The sequence below is a fragment of the Candidatus Hydrogenedentota bacterium genome, assembly GCA_035450225.1.
GTDB lineage: Bacteria > Hydrogenedentota > Hydrogenedentia > Hydrogenedentales > SLHB01 > DSVR01.
In genome coordinates, this window is sequence record DAOTMJ010000009.1 from 89711 (window position 1) to 110690 (window position 20980).

At 62.6% G+C, this 20980-nt stretch carries 14 protein-coding genes; 11 read left to right on the forward strand and 3 right to left on the reverse strand.

The annotated features are described in order from the left end of the window. Position 1: 1 nt before the first annotated feature. Entirely contained in the window at positions 2–2479 is a 2478-nt protein-coding gene (locus P5540_07585; GenBank protein HRT64678.1) for a YfhO family protein, read from the reverse strand. A gap of 171 nt (positions 2480–2650) precedes the next feature. On the opposite strand from P5540_07585, the gene P5540_07590 reads away from it, so the two are divergent. The 3 genes from P5540_07590 (at position 2651) to P5540_07600 (ending at position 6425) form a co-directional block, all read left to right on the forward strand. Then, a complete protein-coding gene (locus tag P5540_07590; protein ID HRT64679.1) occupies positions 2651–4900 on the forward strand; it encodes a heavy metal translocating P-type ATPase in 2250 nt (749 codons plus the stop codon). Between the two features lie 199 nt (positions 4901–5099). Continuing rightward, complete coding sequence (locus tag P5540_07595) at positions 5100–5321, forward strand: zinc ribbon domain-containing protein (protein ID HRT64680.1); 222 nt, start codon at positions 5100–5102, stop codon at positions 5319–5321. Positions 5322–5468: 147 nt separating this feature from the next. Continuing rightward, positions 5469–6425, forward strand: coding sequence for a glucosamine-6-phosphate isomerase (locus P5540_07600; GenBank protein ID HRT64681.1), 957 nt, complete (start codon positions 5469–5471; stop codon positions 6423–6425). A gap of 12 nt (positions 6426–6437) precedes the next feature. Here P5540_07600 and htpG read toward each other — a convergent pair whose 3' ends face one another. Then, positions 6438–8360: a molecular chaperone HtpG gene (gene htpG / locus P5540_07605; GenBank protein HRT64682.1), complete on the reverse strand. Its 1923-nt coding sequence runs from the start codon at positions 8358–8360 to the stop codon at positions 6438–6440. 163 nt (positions 8361–8523) lie between these two features. Between htpG and coaE the strand changes: the two genes are divergently transcribed. The 8 genes from coaE (at position 8524) to P5540_07645 (ending at position 20374) form a co-directional block, all read left to right on the forward strand. Next, positions 8524–9126: a dephospho-CoA kinase gene (gene coaE / locus P5540_07610; GenBank protein ID HRT64683.1), complete on the forward strand. Its 603-nt coding sequence runs from the start codon at positions 8524–8526 to the stop codon at positions 9124–9126. Next, positions 9123–10163, forward strand: coding sequence for a Gfo/Idh/MocA family oxidoreductase (locus P5540_07615; protein ID HRT64684.1), 1041 nt, complete (start codon positions 9123–9125; stop codon positions 10161–10163). The genes coaE and P5540_07615 overlap by 4 nt, the downstream gene beginning before the upstream one ends. Before the next feature lie 125 nt (positions 10164–10288). Beyond that, the gene (locus P5540_07620; protein ID HRT64685.1) at positions 10289–11266 is read left to right on the forward strand and encodes an ABC transporter ATP-binding protein; all 978 of its coding nucleotides are present in this window, start codon (positions 10289–10291) and stop codon (positions 11264–11266) included. Continuing rightward, on the forward strand, positions 11263–12069 hold the full coding sequence (locus tag P5540_07625) for an ABC transporter ATP-binding protein (GenBank protein HRT64686.1): 807 nt from the start codon (positions 11263–11265) through the stop codon (positions 12067–12069). Before P5540_07620 ends, P5540_07625 begins: the two co-directional genes overlap by 4 nt. 129 nt (positions 12070–12198) lie before the next feature. Then, on the forward strand, positions 12199–16860 hold the full coding sequence (locus tag P5540_07630) for a PKD domain-containing protein (GenBank protein HRT64687.1): 4662 nt from the start codon (positions 12199–12201) through the stop codon (positions 16858–16860). A 75-nt stretch (positions 16861–16935) separates the two neighbouring features. Beyond that, on the forward strand, positions 16936–17892 hold the full coding sequence (locus P5540_07635) for a substrate-binding domain-containing protein (protein HRT64688.1): 957 nt from the start codon (positions 16936–16938) through the stop codon (positions 17890–17892). Beyond that, positions 17889–19406 carry a sugar ABC transporter ATP-binding protein gene (gene gguA, locus P5540_07640; protein ID HRT64689.1) on the forward strand — a complete coding sequence of 506 codons (1518 nt, stop codon included), beginning with the start codon at positions 17889–17891 and terminating at the stop codon, positions 19404–19406. Before P5540_07635 ends, gguA begins: the two co-directional genes overlap by 4 nt. Beyond that, positions 19403–20374 (forward strand): ABC transporter permease, encoded by a 972-nt coding sequence (locus P5540_07645; GenBank protein ID HRT64690.1) that lies wholly within the window; start codon positions 19403–19405, stop codon positions 20372–20374. The genes gguA and P5540_07645 overlap by 4 nt, the downstream gene beginning before the upstream one ends. Before the next feature lie 3 nt (positions 20375–20377). On the opposite strand, the gene P5540_07650 is transcribed toward P5540_07645, so the two are convergent. Continuing rightward, a complete protein-coding gene (locus P5540_07650; GenBank protein HRT64691.1) occupies positions 20378–20929 on the reverse strand; it encodes a TlpA disulfide reductase family protein in 552 nt (183 codons plus the stop codon). Positions 20930–20980: the final 51 nt, after the last annotated feature.

The window sequence follows — 20980 nt, forward strand, 5'->3', positions numbered from 1 at the left end:
GCTATGGACCCTGCACGGCCTTCCACAGCCCCAACAGCACGGCAAGAAGCGTGGCCAATGACATCCCGGCCCCGACGTAGACACGGACCGGCCGGAAAACGAATTCGACGCGATGGGTTCCCGGCGGCACGACGACAGCCTTGAACGCTTCGTTTGCCCTCTGGATCGGCGTTTCTATCCCGTCCAGATACGCGCGCCAGCCGGGATAATCGGCATCGGTGAACACAAGCAGGCGATTGCCGTCGATCGGGCCGGTTTCGATTTCGGCGCGGTTCGCCGTGCGGCGCACGATACGCAGCCGGTTCCCGTCGTCGTTCGGATCGCTCATTACATGGGCGCGGGTTATGCGAACGCCCGGCGGCGCTTTCAGCAAAGCGTCCATGCGGGGATAATCGGGTAGCACAATTTCCGCCGTGCGGGCCTTGCCTCGCGTCGGTATCAGGCGGGTTTGGAAACCGCGCACGCTTTTCCGGCCTTCCAATGCCGTAAAAAGGCTTTCCAGCCCCCCCTCCGTCGCGGCCTCGTATTCGACGAACAGGGACGAATGGACGCCGTTGGTCGCGAGGCGCATCCGAATGGAACGCCGCTCGGACGTTGCGCCGTTCAATGGGATCTCGGTTTGCATTCCGGGCGCGGAAATGGCGGTGCGGGGAACATGTTTCGCCTGGGGAACGGGCACGTCGGTCCCCTGTGGCAGGAAAGCGATCGCGGCGGCCGGGTAGAGGGTGTCCTTCGGAGGAAGCGGGCCTTCGGCGTATTCCCGCACGAGCCAAAACGACCGCTTCAAGAACAGGTTGCCGCGCACATTGGCCTCCGTGACCTCGGCATCGGTGACCAAGCGGTGGTAACGCTTGTCGCGCGGCGGTCCGCTGATGACGGAACGTACGGCGGCGATGTTCAGCGGATCGTACCCGTTGATGACGCACGCCCGCTCGTACAGGCGATGATTCGCGACCGGATCCGTCTCGCGCGCGTTGTCCTGCGGAAACGGATGTGCAACGGTAATATGGTCCGGCTTTCGGTTTGGCGGGGACTCCACAAGCGCCGGGACGTATCGCACGTTCCATGTGAGCGTTTCCGCGAACAATAGGATAGGCAGCGCCCACCGGACGGCGTTTTTCCACGGGATCCATCCGCCCGCGGCCATCGTGATCGCCGCCGCGCATGGAATCAGAATCGTCCATGCCGTGGCCGGCACAAAAGGCCCTTGGCCCGCCCATCGCACAAGCCCTGCCAGTACAGCCGTTCCCGCTGCAAGGATAAACAGGCTTCGCCACCATCTGCGCCGCACCGACGGTTCAACCCCGGCGACCGCATCCACGCCGAACCCGGCCAGTATCGCAAACGGCAGCATGGCCACGTCGCACGCGCGCACATAGGCCGAAATCGTGAATGGCGTGAAAGCGGTGACCAGCGTCGCGAGCGGAAACGGCGGACCGAAACAGCAATCCACCAGCACGAGCAACACGCCCATGAAAACCCACGCGTCGCGCCGCCGCGCACGCAGAAGCGATGCCATCGCCAGCAACAGCGCGGCCACGCCCGCCCCGCGAATGGTTTCGGCCTCGTAGCGCATCCCCGGATACACAATGAGTCGCTGGATCAGGCTCACAGGCGATTGATTCAACAGATTTGCATACAAGGCCACGTTGCCGTCCTGCCGCGAGCCGAGTCCGGCCAGTTCCATCGCGGGCAACAACAGAACCGAGGCCAGTAGCGCGCCCAGTCCGAACATGACGCCAAGGGCAAGCGCATCGAAAAGCAGGCGCCGCCGCCACGATCGAATGTCCCCGACGCCATCCCCTGTATCGGAGAACGGCCGGGGAGCCAGCGCGCGATACAGGCACGCGTACGCGAGCGCGGCCACGCCCATATAGTTCATGATCTGAAACGAACCGCCCAGCACGGCCATTCCGACAGCGAGGCCGCCCAACAGGGCATGGCGGGCGCATGATCGGCGATCCGGCGCATCCATCATGCGCTTGACCGCCAGCAACAGCCACGGCAGCCATGCCAGCGTCATCAGGAAATGGTATTCGCACACCCGGCGCACCATGAGCGCGCTGAACACAAACACAAGGGCCGAGGCAAGGGCCGCCGGGGCGCTCGAACCATGCGCCCGCGCCAACCGTTGCACACCCAATCCGGCAAGCAGCAGATGCAGCCCCATCATGATCGCGAGACCGATTTGCGTCGCCATCGGCGTCGGATGGAAGGTCAGCAACGATCGGATGATATTCGGCGGATACCACAGCATCGCCTGCGGATTCGCGGCGAACGGCGCCCCGCAGAATATCAGGGGATTCCACAGCGGCCATGTGCCGTCGTGAATGGACGCATCCATATAGTGCGCCAGCGGGCCGAAGTAGCGGTACACGTCGTACCGCCCAAGGAGGGTCGTCCGGTCGCCGAATACAATGCGTTGATACGTGAGCAACAGCCCGGCAATCAACAACACGACGCAAATCGCGGCGCCCACGGCTTCGCGCTTGTCGAGGCGCCGGAAACGATCTCGTATGTCGTTTGCGTCTTTTATGTTCCTCTTTCCTTTGCGTTTTTGGCGGTGAAAATGAAAGTCGAACGCCGGATGGCCGAAATATCACCTGCGCCATGCACGTTATCATAAAATGAACCTCATGGAGAAACGCGCATGGCGGTGGAACAGCGGCGATTGAAAATCACGGGCATGACGTGCGCGGGATGCGCCCGGCGTGTCGAAACGGCCTTGGGCCGGACGCCCGGCGTCGTGTCGGCCGCCGTCAACCTCCTCGCAGAGGAGGCAACGGTCGTCTTCGATTCGGAACAGGCCGCCTTGGCGACGATTATCGGGAAGGTCCGCACGATCGGCTACGATGCCGAGGAAAAGCGTTCGGCGTTGCTCACCGAAGCGCCGGACGAGGCCGAACAGCGGCGTGTCGCGGCCTTGCGCCGGGTGGCCTTGGCATGGGCGTTGACTGCACCGGGCATGTCGATCATGCTGTTGCCGGCGGCGGGCGTGCATGGCTTTATCCATCACGGCTGGCTGGAGACGCTACTGGCGTTTCCGGTGCTGGCGATTGCCGGAGCGGAAACCTTTTCGATGGCATGGCGCACGGCGCGGCACGGCAGCCCCAACATGGATGCGCTTATCGCGCTGGGATCCGGATCGGCGTTCCTCACGGGGCCGTTGGCGCTTGCGGGATTGCCCGTCGCGAATTTCAGCGGGGTCGCCGCGATGATCGTGGCGTTTCACCTTACGGGCCGCTACCTGGAAGCGCGTGCGCGCGGCCGCGCTTCGCATGCCATTCGCCGCCTGATGGAACTTGGCGCAAAAACGGCCTGTATTGAACGCGAAGGCGTGGAAATGGAAGTTCCCATTCAGGATGTGGTCGTGGGCGATGTCATGATCGTGCGGCCCGGCGAAAAGATTCCGGCGGACGGCATCGTCGTGGACGGCGCAAGCGCCGTGGACGAATCCATGGCGACCGGCGAACCGTTGCCGGTGGACAAAGGCCCCGGCGATTCCGTGATCGGCGCGACAATCAACGCATTCGGCGTGTTGCGTGTGCGCGCCACGCGCGTCGGCGAGGATACGTTCCTTGCCCAGGTCGCGCGCATGGTCGCCGAGGCGCAAACCGGCAAAATACCGGTCCAGGCGTTCGTGGACCGCGTCACGGCGGTTTTCGTTCCGATTATCCTTTGCGTGGCGCTGGCGACCTTCGGGGCATGGATGATTGCGCCGGAATGGATGCGCGCGATTGCCGGATTCGCCGTGCCCTTCCTGCCGTGGATGCAACCGGTGTCCGGAGCGACGGCGACGCAGGCCGTCTTCGCGGCGGTGGCCGTGCTCGTGATCGCGTGTCCGTGCGCGATGGGACTCGCCACGCCCACCGCATTGATGGCGGGAACGGGACTGGCCGCGTCGCGCGGCATACTCGTGCGATCGGGGGAAGCCCTGCAGACCCTGCGTTCGGTGCGCGCCGTTTGTCTCGATAAAACCGGCACGTTGACAACCGGCAAACCGACCGTGACCGCCGTAACGGCCGCTCCCGGCCACGATGCCGCCGAAGTGCTGGCGTGGGCGGCGTCTGTCGAAGCCTTGTCGGAGCACCCGATAGCCGCCGCGATTGTGCATGCAACCGGCGACAAAGCGGCGATTGAACCCGCCGATATGTTTCTGACGGAACCGGGACAGGGCGCGTCGGCGATCGTCGCGGGTCATTCCGTTCTCGTGGGCAAGCGGCAATTTCTGGAAGCGCGGGGTGTGAACACCGCGCCGATTCAGAAAACAATAGAACGATTCGAGGCTGAAGGCAAGACCGTCGTACTCGTCGCGCGAGACGGCGCGGCCGCCGCCGCCATCGGCGTATCCGACACCCTCAAGCCGGAATCGGCGGAGGCCGTGCGTCTGTTGCGCGGCCGTGGCCTGCACGTCGTCATGCTGACCGGCGATCACGAGGCCGCCGCGAAGCACATCGCACGCGATGCGGGCATTGACGAAGTCGTCGCGAACGTCATGCCGGGCGCCAAAGCCGGCGTGGTGCGGACGCTGCGGGAACGATATGGAAGTGTTGCGATGGCGGGCGACGGCATAAACGACGCGGCGGCCTTGACGGAAGCCGACGCCGGCATCGCCATCGGCGCGGGATCGGACATTGCCATCGAATCCGCCGGCATCATCCTCGTGCGCGGCAGCCTGTTGGGATTGGTCGAGTCCTTCCGGGTGGCCGACGCCACGTTCCGCACCATCCGCCAGAACCTGTTCTGGGCCATCGGTTACAACGCGCTGGCGGTTCCGCTGGCGATGCTGGGTCTTTTGCATCCGATTGTCGCCGAAATCGCGATGGCCGCCAGTTCGCTCACGGTCATTGGAAACGCGCTTTGCCTCAAGACCCGTTTCTCGAGCGCGCACCCCGGATAAGTTTACTGGGCCCACAATCCGCACCCAAGGCCGGCCGTCTGCTCGTTGGGGTATGGCGCTCTTGATCGAACGAGGCGGCGGACAAGCGGCAAGATGCCGCTTCTACCGTGGACGCGGCGTCCTTGCCGCGTTCTTTGGATGCGGGCCGGTTGCCTTGCGATTGGCCGACTTGCTACGATTCCCGACGAGGTGAAGCGATATGCCCTTGTTTCGTTTTGTGTGTGAAGATTGCGGGCAGGATCGGGAGATTCTGGTCAGAGGCCAGGAATCGCCCGCGTGTCCGAATTGCGGTTCCCCGCGGTTGATTAAGCAGGCAAGCGCGTTCGCGCCGGCCGCGCGCGGCGGCGATTCGGGCGGCGCGATGCCGCCGGGATGCGAATCCTGTTGCAGCCGCCGCGACGGAACGTGTCCAAAATTCTGATGACGGCGCCCGGTTTTGACGTTGGACGGACGAAAAGGACCATAATCGTGGCGCATTGTCCCTTGTAGTGTTTTCGTCCGATAGGTTCTTGGTATCGCCTTCGGTGGTGGAAACTGGCGCGATCCAATCGCGCAGGGAGGAAAAACCATGGCTGTCAACCTGATGAGCACGTTGAAGGGATCGTTGTTGGAAGGGTTCTTTCCGGCGGGATGGAACCTCGACGTTCTGGACGAGATTTGTTCCCGGCCACCGGAATCCATCACACGGCGGGAGCCGTGGTGGAATAAAAGATTCGAGCCGGTCGCCTGCGAATCCCTCGCCGATTTCGACATGATGATGGGCCACGAAATCGCCCTTGAAATCGCGAACGCCAAAAAGGCCGGAAAGCCCATCGCCTTCATTTTGCCCGTCGGCCCGATGGGCATGTACCGGTGGGCCGTCTATTTCCTGAAAGAATGGAAATGCGATTGCCGGCACGTCCATGGTTTCAACATGGACGAGTGGAGCGATCCGAAGGGCGCCACCTTGCCGGCCAAAGATCCCGGCGCGTTTCAAAACGCCATGGAAGGCGCGTTTTACGGTCCGCTGGGCGCGCTGACGGTTCCGAAGGCGCAGCGCCATTTCGCCACGAAATCGGAACTGCCAACCTACGGCAATCGAATCGCCGCCCTGCGCAAGAAAGGCGCGCGGCTTGTCACCGTGTTCGGCATTGGCCGCGTCTGCCATATCGCGTTCTGGGAACCGCATTTCGCGTCCGAGTTCAAAACGCTCAAGGAATGGAAGTCGCAGGAGTTCCGTCTTGGCGCGCGCCTCCACCCGCTGACGATCGAGCAGAACGCCATCACCAGCTTCAAGAGCCGCACAACGCTCGTTCCGACGACCGCCAACACCATCGGACCGGGATTGTTCCTGAAATCGGACCGCATCATCGGCGGCGCGGACGGCGCGCTGGGACGCGGCATGATGTGGCAGGGCATGTCGCTCTGGGCGACGCTGCATCACGAACCGACGCCATGGATTCCCAGCACGTTCATGCCGACGCTGGCCGGACGGCTGTTTTTCCTCAAGGAACTCGCCGGGCCGCTTGTCGCCGAATGCAATTGACGCGCGGCGGCGCTACCGCATCGCCTCGACCATGACACGGGCCATGCACTTGCTGAATTCGGCCGGATCGGGAACCTGCCCGCCTTCCGCGAGGGTTGCGACGCCGTACAGCAACCGGGCGTAGTCCCCGATGCGCGGATCCTCGCGATGGGCGTCGTAAATGGATTGCAGCGCGCGCAGGATCGCGTGATCCGCGTTGACTTCCAGTATACGCTTGACTGTCGGAACCGGCTGGTTTGCGGCGCGCAGCAATTGTTCAAGTTGCGGGGACAGATCGCCCGGCTCGCCGACAAGGCACGCTGGCGACTCGGTCAGGCGCGACGACAGCCGGACTTCCTTCACATATTCGTCCAGTTTGGTTTTCAGGCATTCCAGCAACGACGCGTGCCGTTCGATCTTTTCCTTTCGCGAAGATTCCTCCTGTTTACGCTCGTCGTCGCTGCCCAGTTCGATGTCGCCCTTGCCCGCGTTTTGCAGGCGCTTGCCCTCGTATTCGAAGACGGCGGTGGTCCAGACCTCGTCAACGGGTTCGTCCAGTATCAGGACTTCATACCCCTTCGCGCGGAACGCCTCGAGGTGGGGTGAATTCTCGATGGCCTTGCGCGATTCGCCGGTCATGTAATAGATGGCTTCTTGGCCTTCCTTCATGCGCGCGACATACTCCTTGAGCGTTGTGGGATCGCTTTCGGAATGCGTGGATGCGAACAGGCACAGGTCCAGAAGTTCCCCGCGCTTCTCCGGCGCATGGAAAAGCCCCTCCTTGAGCACGCGCCCGAATTCCTTCCAGAATGCGCGGTATTTTTCCGGATTGCGTTCGCGCATGTCGCGCAGCGATTCGAGCACCTTGCCCGTGATGCCCTTGCGCATGCGCTCGATTTGCCTGTCCTGCTGCAACAGCTCGCGGGAAATGTTCAGCGAAAGGTCTTCCGAATCAACCACGCCGCGCACGAAGCGCAGATACGGGGGCAACAACGCCTCGCAATCGTCCATGATGAAAACCCGCTTCACATACAGTTGCACACCGTGGCGCGCATCGCGGAAAAACAAATCGAACGGCGCGCGCGATGGAATGAACAGCAGCAGCCGGTACAGCAACACGCCCTCCATGCGCGCGCGGATGATTTCGAGCGGCTCGTTCCAGTCGTGCGAGATATGCTTGTAGAATTCGTGGTATTCCTCGTCGCTTACGCCGTCCTCACGCAGCCAGATCGCCTTCATCGAATTCAACGTTTCGGTTTCGACGGAGGTCTTGCCCTTGTCGTCCGTGTGCTCGACGTCCATGCGGATCGGATAGGCGACGAAGTCGGAGTATTTCTTGACGATTTCCTTTATCTTCCATGTCTGCGTGTAGTCCGCCAGCGCGTTATCCTCGTCGGGCGGCCTGAGATGAACGATGACCGTCGTGCCCTGTTCGGGCCGTTCGGCCTCCCCGATGGTGTAGGTGGATTCCCCGGCGGATTCCCATTTCGTGGCCGCCGGTTCGCCGGCGCGGCGCGTAATCAGCGTGACCTTGTCGGCCACCATGAACGCCGAATAAAAACCGACGCCGAATTGCCCGATCAGTTCCGGCGCAGCGGCGTTGCGCGCCTCCTGAATCTGTCGGACGAAGTCCTTCGTGCCGGATTTCGCGATGGTGCCGATCAGATTGATCACCTCGTCGCGGGTCATGCCGATGCCGTTGTCGCTGACGGCCAACGTGCGCGCCTGCTTGTCCACGACGAGGACGATTTTTAGTTCCGTATCCGGCGGAACGAGTTCCGGCTTCGCGATGGCCTCGAAGCGCAGCCGGTCGAGCGCGTCCGACGCGTTCGAGATCAACTCGCGCAGAAAGATGTCCCGGTTCGAATAAATGGCGTGTACCATGAGGTCCAGTACCTGCCGGGCCTCGGCCTGAAATTCCCTGGTTTCAACTGGATGTTCCTTTGTTGAACTCATAGCCGACCTCCTTCGCAAAACCGAAAAACCGTCCACGAATCGTGTCGTGGGTCGAAATACCGTACAAAAATTCGACGGATAGACGCAATTGACCGAATCGGGCGTGATATACTTTCCGATCATCATTCCGGCGGGGCCGGGCAGGACAAGGTAACGGCAGACCATGCGGATCATAGGATTGACCGGAGGGATCGGGTGCGGCAAGTCGGAGGCGGGCCGCCGCTTTTCCGAAAACGGCATACCCGTTCTCGATGCGGACGAAATAGCCCATGAGTTGATCGCGCCGGGGGGCGCGGCGGAACAGGCGGTATTGGACGCCCTTGGAGGGGATATCCTTGTCCGTGGTCGTATTGATCGCGCGCGCGTGGCGGAGAAGGTGTTCGGCCATCCTGAACGGCTGGAACGGCTGAATGCCATAATGCATCCCCTTGTCGGCATGGAAATCGGCCGGCGGTGCGCCGCGTTGGCGGAGGCAGGGCACGGCACGGCCGTGGTGGAGGCGGCGCTGCTTGCGGAACAAGGACGCCGGGACGATTATTTACAGGGCTTGATTCTTGTATTGTGCGCCGAAACGGACCGAGTCAACCGGCTGGTCGCATTGCGTCGTCTCGATCGCGGGGAGGCGCTGCGGCGCATTCGGGCGCAAACGCCGCCCGAACGCAAGATCCCCTGTGCGGATTGGATTATCCATAATGACGGGTCGCTGCAACACCTGTACGATCAGGTGGATGCCATCGCAAAGGCCATCAGGGAGGCGGACAAATGAAAATCATTCGTGTGGGATTCGTGGGACTGGGCGGTATTTGCCGGCAACGGCATGTCCCGGGTCTGAAACGCATCGAGGGCGTCGAAATCGTGGCCGTGGCCAACCGGACGCGTGCATCGGGCGAAGCCGCGGCGCGCGAATTCGGCATCCCGGACGTCTGCGATTCCTGGCAGGAATTGGTCGCCCGCGACGACCTCGACGCGGTCTTCATCGGGACATGGCCCTACATGCACTGTCCAATAAGCCTTGCGGCGCTCGAAGCCGGCAAGCACGTGTTCTGCCAGGCGCGCATGGCGATGAATTTGGCCGAAGCCCGGATGATGTACGAGGCCGCACGGAAGTCTGGACTCGTGGCGGCGCTTTGTCCGGTGCCTTTCGGTCTTTCCATGGACGCCACGATGGCGCGCTGGCTACGGGAAGGCCGGATGGGCGAGGTGCGGTGTGTCCGCGCCCAGAGTTTCACGGATGCCTATGCCGATCCAGAAGCCCCGATGAATTGGCGAAAAGATCACCGCCTGAGCGGACTCAACACACTGACGCTGGGCATGTTCATCGAGGTCATTCATCGTTGGTTCGGCTGGACGCGCGTGGTCCATGCATGGACGCAGACCTTCACTCCCGAACGCGTGGATGCCGAAGGCCGCCGCATGCCCGTGCGAATTCCGGACCAGATTATGATCCTGTCCGAGATGGAATCGGGATTGCCCGTGCAATATGTTTTCAGCGGGGTCGTCGCCGGCGGCGCGGACGCCATCGAAATTTACGGAACACGCGCGACTTTGCACTACCATGTCGCGTCGGATACGGCTGTAATCACGCGGCAATCGAACGCTGTCGAGCGCGTCGAGATTCTGCCGGAGGACGTCTACGACGTGGCCAACTGGCGCGTTGAACGCGATTTCATCGCCGCCATCCGGGAAGGACGGCCCTATCATCCCGATTTCGAGGACGGGCTCCGTTACATGCAGGTGATTCAGGCCGTGTTCGATTCGGCCGCTGAAGGCCGCACAATCCGGCTCGGCGATCCGCGATCGTAGGCACAGAGATGCCTGCGAATGGATCGCGTGCAACGGGTACGCCGCCTTCGGCCCTGCAACGCGTTCAAATTCCGGCTTGGATTTGCGGGGTTGGGATCTTATGATGGCGTCCTGGAGTGATGATCATGGAATCGTTGCTGGACGTCCGGGATTTGCGGGTCCATTTTCACACGCGCAACGGCGTGGCGCGCGCGGTGGACGGCGTGTCGTTCGGGATTGGAAAAGGAGAGACGGTCGGACTCGTTGGCGAGTCGGGTTCGGGCAAGAGCGTCACGGCGTATGCGCTGCTGCGGCTGATTCCAATGCCTCCGGGCCGCATCGAATCGGGCGAGGCTTGCTTCGACGGCCTTGACCTGCTTCATTGCGGCAACGCCGAGTTGCGGCGGATCCGCGGACGGCGCATTTCCATGGTCTTTCAGGATCCGATGACGGCGCTGAATCCGTACAAGACCATCGGCGATCAGGTCGCCGAGCCGTTACGGGTTCACGAGGGTTGTACGCGCGCGGAGGCATGGGCGCGGGCCGCGGAAATGATGGAATCCGTCGGGATATCGAACGCGGCGGATCGCATGCGCTCGTATCCGCATGAATTCAGCGGCGGCATGCGCCAGCGCGCGACTATCGCCATGGCGCTGATGCTGCGCCCCGTCCTGCTGCTGGCCGACGAACCGACGACGGCGCTGGACACGACGGTTCAGGCGCAAATTCTGTCGCTCATCGCGCGGACGCAGCGCGCGCGCAACTTGTCGGTTTTGCTGATCACCCACAATCTCGGCGTGGTGGCGGGCGTGTGCGATCGCGTATTGATCATGTATGCGGGCCGCATGGTCGAATCCGCGCCGGTAGACGTGTTGTTCCGGCGTCCCCGGCATCCCTATACGCAAGCGCTGATGGAAGCGGTTCCTTCGCTGGACGCGGCGCGCAAGACGCTGTATACGATACCCGGCATGCCGCCCGATCCGCTACGGCCGGTCACGGGCTGTCCGTTCGCCCCCCGTTGCGCGCACGTGGCGGCAAAATGCCGGAAGGAGACGCCGGTTCTGGCGGCGATTGCCGAAAACCATGCGAGCGCTTGCCTGCGCGTCCAGGAAGGCGAGTTATGACCTCCCCGTTGCTTGAGATCGAGGAGGTCCGGGTCTATTTCACGAAAGGGGCGTCGTGCGTCCGAGCGGTGGACGGCGTGGACCTTTCGGTCGCGGAAGGCGAGGTGCTGGGATTGGTCGGTGAATCGGGATGTGGCAAAACGACCTTGGCGCGCGCCGTCATGCGGCTTGTTCCGCTGACCGCCGGGCGTATCCGGTTCGAGGGCGTGGATCTTGCCGGCCTACCGCGGCGTCTTTTGAACGGGATACGCCCGCGGCTCCAGATGATTTTCCAGGATCCCTACTCTTCGCTGAACCCCCGCATGACGGTTTTCGACACGATCGCCGAACCGCTGCGGGTGCATGGCCGCGTGGCACGCCGCGACACGGCCGGCCGCGTCGTCCGGCTGATGGAGCAAGTGGGCCTCGCAGGACGCTTTGCGCGCAAGTATCCACACGAGTTTTCCGGCGGCCAACGCCAGCGTATCGCGATTGCCCGGGCATTGGCCCTGGATCCGAGACTGATTATTGCCGACGAACCGGTCTCCGCGCTGGACGTTTCGGTCCAGGCGCAGATTCTCAATCTGTTGTCGGACCTGATTCGGGCGCGCGGGCTGGCGCTCATTCTGGTTTCGCACGATTTGGCCGTTGTGCGGCATTTGGCGCACCGCGTGGCGGTCATGAAAGAAGGCCGAATCATCGAGATCGGCCCCGCGGGGGACGTGTTCGACCGGCCGCGGCATGCCCATACGCGCACGTTGCTCGACGCAACGCCCGCGATGGATCCCGCCAAGGCGCGCGCGAGTCTCTTGAAGAACATTTGAAGGCGGCGCAAATGAGCGGATTATTTCTTGACCGCCGCCCGTGGTTATTCATAATATCTAGGGTGAAGAAGTTTGGCTGGATGGCGTACGGCGTTCAGTTTTGCGCCGGAAAATGGTAAGGGGATAGGAATGCGTCCGAAAAAGCCACACATCGTCGTGCTGTTGGGGTTGTTGGCGGTGGTCCTCACGGGCTGTCCGTTCGTGCCCTACGGGAAAGCCATCTTTGTCAACAAGAACAATCCAAGCAACGTTCGCGACGGAAAAACGTGGAAGACGGCGTTTCATGCCATCCAATCCGGCATAGACGCCGCGCGGGAAAACGGCATCGGCGAGGTATGGGTGGCCGGTGGAACCTACGACGAAATCCGCGCCAGCGCGGCGAACGGTTCACTCGTCATGGCGAAGGGTATCGCCCTGTACGGTGGATTTGCCGGCACGGAAAAGGATCGATCCCAGCGCAATCCCGCCGCAAATCCCACCATCATTGACGGGTCAAAATCGTGGTCGGGCAAGGCGGCATGGCATGTGGTTCTCGGCGCCGATGGCGCCATTTTGGACGGATTCACCGTTACGGGCGGAAAAGCGGACGCCATCGAGGGCGAATCCAGCGGAAACGGCGCGGGCATGTACAACTACGGCGTCTCGCCGCAGGTCGCGAATTGCATCTTCGAGGGCAATACCGCCTACAAGGGCGGCGCGATGTTCAATTATGGCGCCCAGGTCAAAATGACGAATTGCATCCTGCGGAACAACGAGGCGCTGGATGGCGGCGCAATATACAATGCCAGCGCATCCGTCAACGCTGTCAACTGCCTGTTTTACGGCAACAAAGCGGCGAACGGGGCGGGCGGCGCGTTGTTCGACGGGTATGGCGCATCCCGTCTGATGAATTGTTCGATTACCGGAAACGAGGCGCGGCGGGGCGCCATCTATTCGTTCAACGCCGGACCGCGGGTCACGAACAGCATTGTGTGGGGCAACGAGAGTGATGCATTCGACGGCGACGCGGTTATAGTCACCCACAGCAACATCGAAGGAGGCTATGCCGACGCGGAAAACACCAACATGGATGCCGATCCGATCTTTGCGGATGTGGCGGGCGGCGACCTGCGCATTTCCGCCAATTCGCCCTGCGTGGACGCCGGGACCGGCGAAGGCGCGCCCGCGACGGATTTTGCGGGCGTGGCGCGCCCGCAGGGCGGCGGAATAGACATCGGCGCGTACGAAGTGACGGCGTCAGGTCCGCCGCAGGCCCTGTTCAACGTGGAACCGGGCATCGGCGCCAAGCCCCTGCGGGTGCAATTCAGGGATGAATCCTGGACGGGCGGCGCGCCGATTACGGCATGGGCGTGGAATTTCGGCGATGGCGCCACGAGCATCCTGCGCAATCCCACCCACACGTACACCGAGGCAGGCATTTATACCGTCACGCTGACCGTTACCACGTCGCTCGGCGCCGACACGAAGACGGTCGCCAACGCCGTGACGGTCAACACGGCGATATTGGTGGACGCGCGCAATGCTTCGGGCGTCGAAGACGGCATGTCGTGGGAAACGGCGTTCAAAACGATACAACCCGCCATCGAAAAGGCGGCGGAAGCCGAGGCGGGCGAGGTATGGGTGGCCGGAGGAACCTACACGGGAACCGGTGACACCGTCGTGACGTTGCGCGAAAAGGTTCAAGTTTACGGTGGATTCGCCGGCAATGAAACCGCCCGGGATCAACGCCAATGGAACGAATACCCCACCGTGATTGACGGCGAACAGAAGCGGCGGGGGGTAACGGGCGCCGACGACGCCGTGCTGGATGGCTTTACCATCACCCGCGGACACGCGGCCGACTACGGCGGCGGTATTTACAACTCGGAGACGTCGCCAACGATCGCGAATTGCACGTTTACGGACAACGCCGCGCAATGGGGCGGGGCGATTTTCAACACCTCGGCGTCTCCGATCATCGAGGATTGCGTTTTCACGGGCAATCGCTCCACCGAGGGCGGGTACGGCGGCGCGGTGTTTTCCAGCGGCGGCGCGCCCACTATCGAGCGATGTGCATTTACGGAAAACGAAGGCGCGTCGGGCGGTGCCGTGTTCAGCAGCGGCACGGAAGGCGAAGTGTTTGATTGTTCCTTCACCGGCAACTCCGCCACCGAAGGCGGCGCCCTCTACACCCGCGCCGGTTCCTCGGTGGCAATCAAAAACTGTACGTTTACCGGAAACAGCGCCACCGGTTCGGGCGGCGCCATCCGGAATCTGGATTCATCGCCGTCCATCGAATCCTGCGCGTTCAGCGGGAACACGGCCCGAAATAACGGGGCCGCCATCGCCAACGCCAATGCCTCGCCGGCGATCGCGGATTGCACGTTCACGAACAACGAAGCGTCGAACGACGGCGGCGCGATGTCGTCCGACGGCGGATCGGCGTCGCTTGCGCGATGCACGCTGACCGGCAACACGGCGGGCCGCGACGGCGGCGCGTTGTTCTTCGACGCGGCGAGTCCCGTCATCGAAAAGAGCGATTTTGCGTCGAATTCCGGATCGTCCGGCGGCGCGATTTTCCTGCGCGGCGGAAAAGGCTCGATTACGGAGTGCACTTTCAACGGCAACTCCGGTTCGCAGGGCGCGGGCCTGTTTGCAAGTCTCGGTTCGACGATGGCCGTGAGCCAGTGCACCTTCGGTCGCAACGACGCGTCAGGCAACGGCGGCGGCGCGTCCGTCAACAACGCCTCGCCCACGTTTACGAATTGCGTGTTCTGGAACAACAAGGCGGGGTGGGGCGCGGGCCTGTACAATTGGGGGCGCGCCTCGACGCCCACCGTGGACAGTTGCACGTTCGGCGGCAATGTCGCAACGCAGGCAGGCGGAGGAATGCGCAACAACAAGGCTGCTCCGACCGTGGTCAACAGTATCTTCTGGGCCGACGCGCCCGAGGAAATCGCCAATCTCGAAGACGACGCCCAGTTTTCCTACTGCGATGTCCAGGGCGGCTATATGGGCGTGGCCAATATCAACGCCAATCCGAAATTCGCGAATCTGGCCGGCGGCGATCTGCGCATCGGCTATGCTTCGCCGTGCATGGACACGGGCGCGTTGCAGGGCGTCCCCGCGACGGATCGCCTCGGCGTGGCGCGGCCGCAGAACGGCCGGGCCGACCGCGGCGCTTTCGAGATTCGCTCCCAAGGCCTTCCCGCTGCCATATTCGATGCAACGCCGGTCAAGGGCGTGGCGCCATTGACGGTGGTGTTCAGCGATCTTTCGTGGCCGGCCGGCGCTCCGATTACGCAATGGACGTGGGATTTCGGCGACGGCGCCACCAGCAATATCGCGAATCCCTCGCACGTCTACGCGGAAGTGGGCACGTACAACGTGACGTTGACGGTCAGGACCTCGATCGGCACGAATGCCATGGCGCGCACCGGCTGCGTCGTGGTCAAAAAACCCGTGCACGTGGACGCACGCAACACCGGCGGCACGAACGACGGCTTGTCGTGGGCCACGGCTTACGCCACCCTCCAACAGGGCGTGGACGATGCGGCCTCGGACGGTATCGGCGAGGTATGGGTGGCCGCGGGCGTCTACACGGACGCGGGCGACGCGGTGCTTACGCTCGCGCCGGGCGTGGCGGTCTACGGCGGCTTTGCCGGAACGGAGACAGTCCGTGAACAACGGGGCACGGACCCCGCGTTGACCGTTATTGACGGCGAGGATACGCGGCGGTGCGTTATCGGCGCCGACGGCGCGCTCCTGGACGGTTTCCTCCTGCTGCGCGGCCATGCGGCCGATTATGGCGGCGGGTTATACAATCCGGCGGGTTCGCCCACCGTCCGCAATTGCATGTTCATGTTCAATTCGGCGGAATGGGGTGCGGCCGCGTTCAATTCGGAAGGTTCCTCGGTCTTCGATAATTGCGTTTTCGCGTCGAATTCCACGACGGACTCGGGTTCCGGCGGCGCGCTGTTCAATGCCGGTGGATCGCCTTCGTTTGTCAACTGCTCCTTCGAGGCCAACTACGCTTCCGTGGGGGGCGCGGTCTTCAATCAGACTTCCCTGGCGCTGTTCACCAGTTCGGCGTTCTATTACAACGAATCGCTCCAAGGCGGCGCGGGCATGTTCAACAACGGCGAGGCGGAGCCGCGTGTCGCCGATTGCCGTTTTGTGGGCAATCGCTGCGACGGTTTGGGCGCGGGGATACTCAACGGATCCGGCGCAAAGCCGCTGATCCAGCGATCGTACTTCATCGGCAACGAGGCGGCGGTCGGCGGCGCCATCGGAAACGACCAGGGTTCGGCGCCGATCATCGCCAACTGCGTCATCGCAAACAACACCGCGAGCAACGGGGCCGGCATTCACAATCGCGCGGCGGCGGCGGTCGTCACCAACTGCACGATCGTGAACAACACCGGCGTCGGTTTCACCGCGCAGGCCGTCCGAAACGAATCCGAAGCGACCGCCCGAATCGGCAACTGCATCCTGTGGAATCCCGGCATATTCGAATTGCCGCTCGTGCCCGATGCTTCCTACACGGTGACATACAGCCTCATCCGGAATGGGTTCTCCGGCATCGGCAATATTGAATTCGCTCCAGTATTTGTTGGAACCGGCAGCGATCCCTATGCGTTGCAGGCGGGTTCGCCGGGCATAGACGCCGGCCGGTTTGCGGACGTTCCCGGATTGGGATCGGTCTCGACGGACATTCTCGGCGTGGCGCGCGGTTTGGACGGCGACGGCCTCGGGGCCGCCACCGGAGACGGATCGGAATACGACATGGGCGCATACGAATTCGAGCCTTGACAATGGTTCGCGCCTCGCCCGACATACCGGGAGGGCGGCGCGCACACGGAAAGCAATACGAACGGAGAACAATTTATGGGAAGACGGGTCACGCTGGCCGCGGCGGCGTTGGCGATAGTATTGCAGGCAACCGGCTGCGGACATCCGAATCCGCCGCCGGATACGTCCGCCCCGGCGACATCGTCCGGCAAGACGATCGGCGCGGCGCTGCTGACCCAGACGCATGTCTTCTACCAGGACATGGTGTCGGCGCTGCAGGAAGAAAGCCGCAAGCATGGGTTCAAACTCATTCTTCAGTACGCCGATTTCGACAGTAGCAAGCAAAATAACCACATCGAAACCTTCGTCATCCAGAAGGTGGATGCGCTGATTGTGGCGCCGAACGATTCCGCGGGCATTGCGCCGGTCATCGCGGATGCGCGCGCGAAAGGCATCCCCGTGTTCACGGTGGACATTGCGGCGCACGGCGCCGACGTGGTGTCGCACATTGCCTCGGACAACGTGATGGGCGGCGAACTGGTGGGCGAATACCTCGCCAAGGCCATGGGCGGCAAGGGTAAAGTCGCGATTATTGACCATCCCGCCGTCGCGTCGGTCCAGGATCGCGTGGCGGGATTCGAAAAGGCCATCGCACGGTATCCGGATATCCGAATCGTCCAGAAGGTGCCCGGCGAGGGCCAGCGCGACAAGGCCTTCCGCGCCGCGCAGGATCTTGTGCAGGCCAATCCCGATCTCGACGGCATCTTCGCGATCAACGACGACTCGGCGCTGGGCGCGCTGGCTGCCGTCGAGGCCATCGGCGCCCAAAATCGCATCGTCATTGTCGGATACGACGGCACACCCGAAGCACGCGACGCCATTCTCAAAGGGTCGGCGCTCAAGGCCGACACCGTCCAGCACCCAAAGGAAATCGGGCGACAGGCCATTCGGGCCATCGCGGCCTATCTCGCCGGGGAGAAAGTGCCGCCCGTCATTCCCGTCGAGGTGGATATCATCGATCAGGCCAGCCTGAAAGCGGAGTTGTCGAAATGAGTGAGTTCGTTCTCGAAATGCGCAATATCGTCAAGCGGTTTCCCGGCGTGCTCGCCCTCGACAACGTGCAGTTCGACCTGCGCCCCCGCGAGGTCCACTGCCTCGTCGGCGAGAACGGCGCGGGCAAATCCACGCTGATGAAAATCCTTTCGGGCGCGCAGCCGATGGATTCCGGCGAAATCCGGCTGTCTGGCGAGCGGGTGGATATACACTCCCCGCATCATGCCCAACAACTCGGCATTAGCATGATCTACCAGGAGTTCAATCTCAGCCCGTATCTAAGCGTCGCCGAGAATATCTTTTTGGGCCGTGAACCGCGCATCGGCAAGACGCCCTTCATCAACTGGTCCAAAATGTATGCCGATGCGCGCGAAGTGCTGGGCCGCATCCGGGTCGAAATAGACGTCCGGAAACCGGTCAACGAATGCAGCGTCGCCCAGCAGCAAATGGTCGAAATCGCCAAGGCCATCTCGTTCAACTCGAAGATTATCGTCATGGACGAGCCCTCCGCGACCCTTACCGATCACGAACTGCGCGCGTTGTTCGATCTAATTCGCACGCTGCGCCGGCAGGATATCGGGCTTGTCTACATTTCGCACCGCCTCGAGGAAATCTTCGAGATCGGCGACCGCCTCACCGTTATGCGCGACGGACAATACATCGGCACGCACGCCGTCTGCGATCTCAAGCGCGACGACATTATCCGCATGATGGTCGGACGCGAACTCAAGGACGAGTTTCCCAAGGAAATCTTCACGCCGGGGGCGGAACGGTTGCGCGTCGAGGGCCTTTCACGGCACGGCGCATTCAACAATGTGTCATTCTCGCTGCGCGCGGGCGAAATCGTCGGCCTCACCGGGCTCGTCGGCGCGGGGCGGACAGAGGTGGCGCGCGCGATTTTCGGCGCCGACACGCCCGATGCGGGAACCCTGACGCTCGACGGCAAGCCGGTGACCGTCGCCTCGCCGCAGGACGCGATCCGGCAGGGCATCGGCCTGCTGACCGAAGACCGAAAGGGCCAGGGTCTCGTGCTCGGCATGACGGTCCGGGAAAACACGACCTTGGCGAACTTGAAGTCGCTGGTGCGCATCCTGTTTGTGGACCGCCGCCGCGAGCGAGCCATCACCGAGCAATACGTCAAGGAACTGCAAATCAAGACCCCGTCCATCGAACAGTCCGCGCAGAACCTCAGCGGCGGCAACCAGCAGAAGGTGGTGCTCGCAAAGTGGCTCTTCACGGAATCGAAAATTCTGATATTCGACGAGCCAACCCGCGGGATTGACGTTGGCGCGAAGGTTGAAATCTACAAGCTCATGAACGACCTTGCCCGCCGGGGAGCGTGCATCCTCATGATCTCGAGCGAACTGCCCGAAGTGCTCGGCATGTGCGACAGGATTCTCGTCATGCACGAGGGCCGGTTGGCCGGCGAGTTGAGCCGCGCCGAGGCCACGCAGGAACGCATCATGCAGTTGGCCACGGGGGCCGCCCTGAGCGCGGCAAAGGCAGACGGATGACCGGAGGTTTTCGGCGTTTTCTGGGCGCGTACGGTTTTCTGCTGGCGGCCATCGTCATCGAATGCGTCGTGTTTGCGGTCGCCGCGGAATACCGGGAGCGCCCCCCGTTCCTGTCCGTCGCGAGTCTTGTGAACATCCTCAATCAATCGGCCGTTTACGGGGTGTTGTCCGTCGGCATGACCTTTGTCATCCTGACGGGCGGCATCGATCTGAGCGTCGGCTCGTTGATTGCCTTTGGCGGCATCATCGCGGCATGGATTGTCCGGTGGGGGGGCGCGCCGCCCGCGCCATGGATATTCGCGGGTTGGATGGCGGCGCTTGCCGTGGGAACCCTGTGCGGCGGCGCGACGGGCTTGCTGGTCACGCGCGTCCATGTGCCGCCCTTCATCGCGACGCTCGCGCTCATGAGTTCGTTGCGCGGATTGGGATACATTCTGGCGGGCGGCCAGCCCATCGCCCCGCTACCCTCCGCCTACACGATCCTGGGCCGTTACCGCCTGTTCGATTTGATTCCCCTGGGTGTGCTCGTCATGCTCGCCGTATTCGTGCTGGGCGGGATTCTGCTCAACGCGACGCGTTTCGGGCGTCATGTCCGCGCGATTGGCGGCAACGAGGAAGCCGCCCGACTGAGCGGCGTGCCCGTCGCACGCATCAAGACGGTCGTCTACATGATGTGCGGCATGCTGGCCGTGTTGGGCGGCCTGATCGCGTCGTCCAAGCTGGGCAGCGGCGACCCCAAGTCCGGCCTTGGCGACGAATTGAGCGTTATCGCGGCGGTGGTGGTCGGCGGGACGAGCCTCAGCGGCGGACGCGGAACCATCCCCGGCACCTTCATCGGCCTCTTGATCGTGTCGGTGCTCAACAGCGGCCTGAACTGGATCGGCGTCGAAAGTTTCGGCCAGCAGGTAATCCTCGGCCTCGTCATCCTGGCCGCGGTGCTCCTCGACCGCTTTACCGCGCGCGCGTAATCGCTACTTTTTTTCGTCTTTCTTGACGAGGCTCTTGCCGGCCAGCAGGGTTTCCAATTCCTTGGTGAGTGTTTCCTCGGCGCCGGGCGCCATGCCGACATGCACAGCCTCGATTACGCCGTCCTTGCCGACGATCACCAGTTGGGGAATGCTCTCGACTTCATACAATTTCGCCGCCTCGAGTTGGCTGTCGAGCGCCACGGAAAACTTCAGATTGTTCTTTTCCTGGAAGGTCTTGATTTGTTCGGGCGTTTCTTTCAGGTTGACACCGTAAAACACCACGCCCTTTTCTTTCAGTTTGTCGGTTACCCGGACATAGACGGGCATGGCGGCGCGGCATGGCGGACACCATGTCGCCCAAAAATCCATGACGACCACCTTGCCCTTGAGCGCCGCAAGGTCGAGTTTGCCGCCGCCCATCAAATCGAGCGACAGCGCCGGCGCGGCCTTGCCGAGCAGCGGGTGGTCCGATGCCCCGCATGCCACGCCTCCAAGCGCTCCAAATAGAAAAACGAATGCGAGCGCCGCCCCGTGTATTCGCGTTATCTTGTTCATCGTCGAGTTCCTTTATCCTGTTCAAGCGTCTGCAACCCCAACCGTTTGGGG

What these genes read in the sequence shown, in the direction of transcription:
- P5540_07620 (HRT64685.1), top strand. Translation starts at nt 10,289, where the DNA reads ATGGAATCGTTGCTGGACGTCCGGGATTTGCGGGTCCATTTTCACACG.
- P5540_07650 (HRT64691.1), bottom strand. Translation starts at nt 20,929, where the DNA reads ATGAACAAGATAACGCGAATACACGGGGCGGCGCTCGCATTCGTTTTT.
- P5540_07595 (HRT64680.1), top strand. Translation starts at nt 5,100, where the DNA reads ATGCCCTTGTTTCGTTTTGTGTGTGAAGATTGCGGGCAGGATCGGGAG.
- P5540_07635 (HRT64688.1), top strand. Translation starts at nt 16,936, where the DNA reads ATGGGAAGACGGGTCACGCTGGCCGCGGCGGCGTTGGCGATAGTATTG.
- htpG (HRT64682.1), bottom strand. Translation starts at nt 8,360, where the DNA reads ATGAGTTCAACAAAGGAACATCCAGTTGAAACCAGGGAATTTCAGGCC.
- P5540_07590 (HRT64679.1), top strand. Translation starts at nt 2,651, where the DNA reads ATGGCGGTGGAACAGCGGCGATTGAAAATCACGGGCATGACGTGCGCG.
- P5540_07625 (HRT64686.1), top strand. Translation starts at nt 11,263, where the DNA reads ATGACCTCCCCGTTGCTTGAGATCGAGGAGGTCCGGGTCTATTTCACG.
- gguA (HRT64689.1), top strand. Translation starts at nt 17,889, where the DNA reads ATGAGTGAGTTCGTTCTCGAAATGCGCAATATCGTCAAGCGGTTTCCC.
- P5540_07615 (HRT64684.1), top strand. Translation starts at nt 9,123, where the DNA reads ATGAAAATCATTCGTGTGGGATTCGTGGGACTGGGCGGTATTTGCCGG.
- P5540_07600 (HRT64681.1), top strand. Translation starts at nt 5,469, where the DNA reads ATGGCTGTCAACCTGATGAGCACGTTGAAGGGATCGTTGTTGGAAGGG.
- P5540_07645 (HRT64690.1), top strand. Translation starts at nt 19,403, where the DNA reads ATGACCGGAGGTTTTCGGCGTTTTCTGGGCGCGTACGGTTTTCTGCTG.
- P5540_07630 (HRT64687.1), top strand. Translation starts at nt 12,199, where the DNA reads ATGCGTCCGAAAAAGCCACACATCGTCGTGCTGTTGGGGTTGTTGGCG.
- coaE (HRT64683.1), top strand. Translation starts at nt 8,524, where the DNA reads ATGCGGATCATAGGATTGACCGGAGGGATCGGGTGCGGCAAGTCGGAG.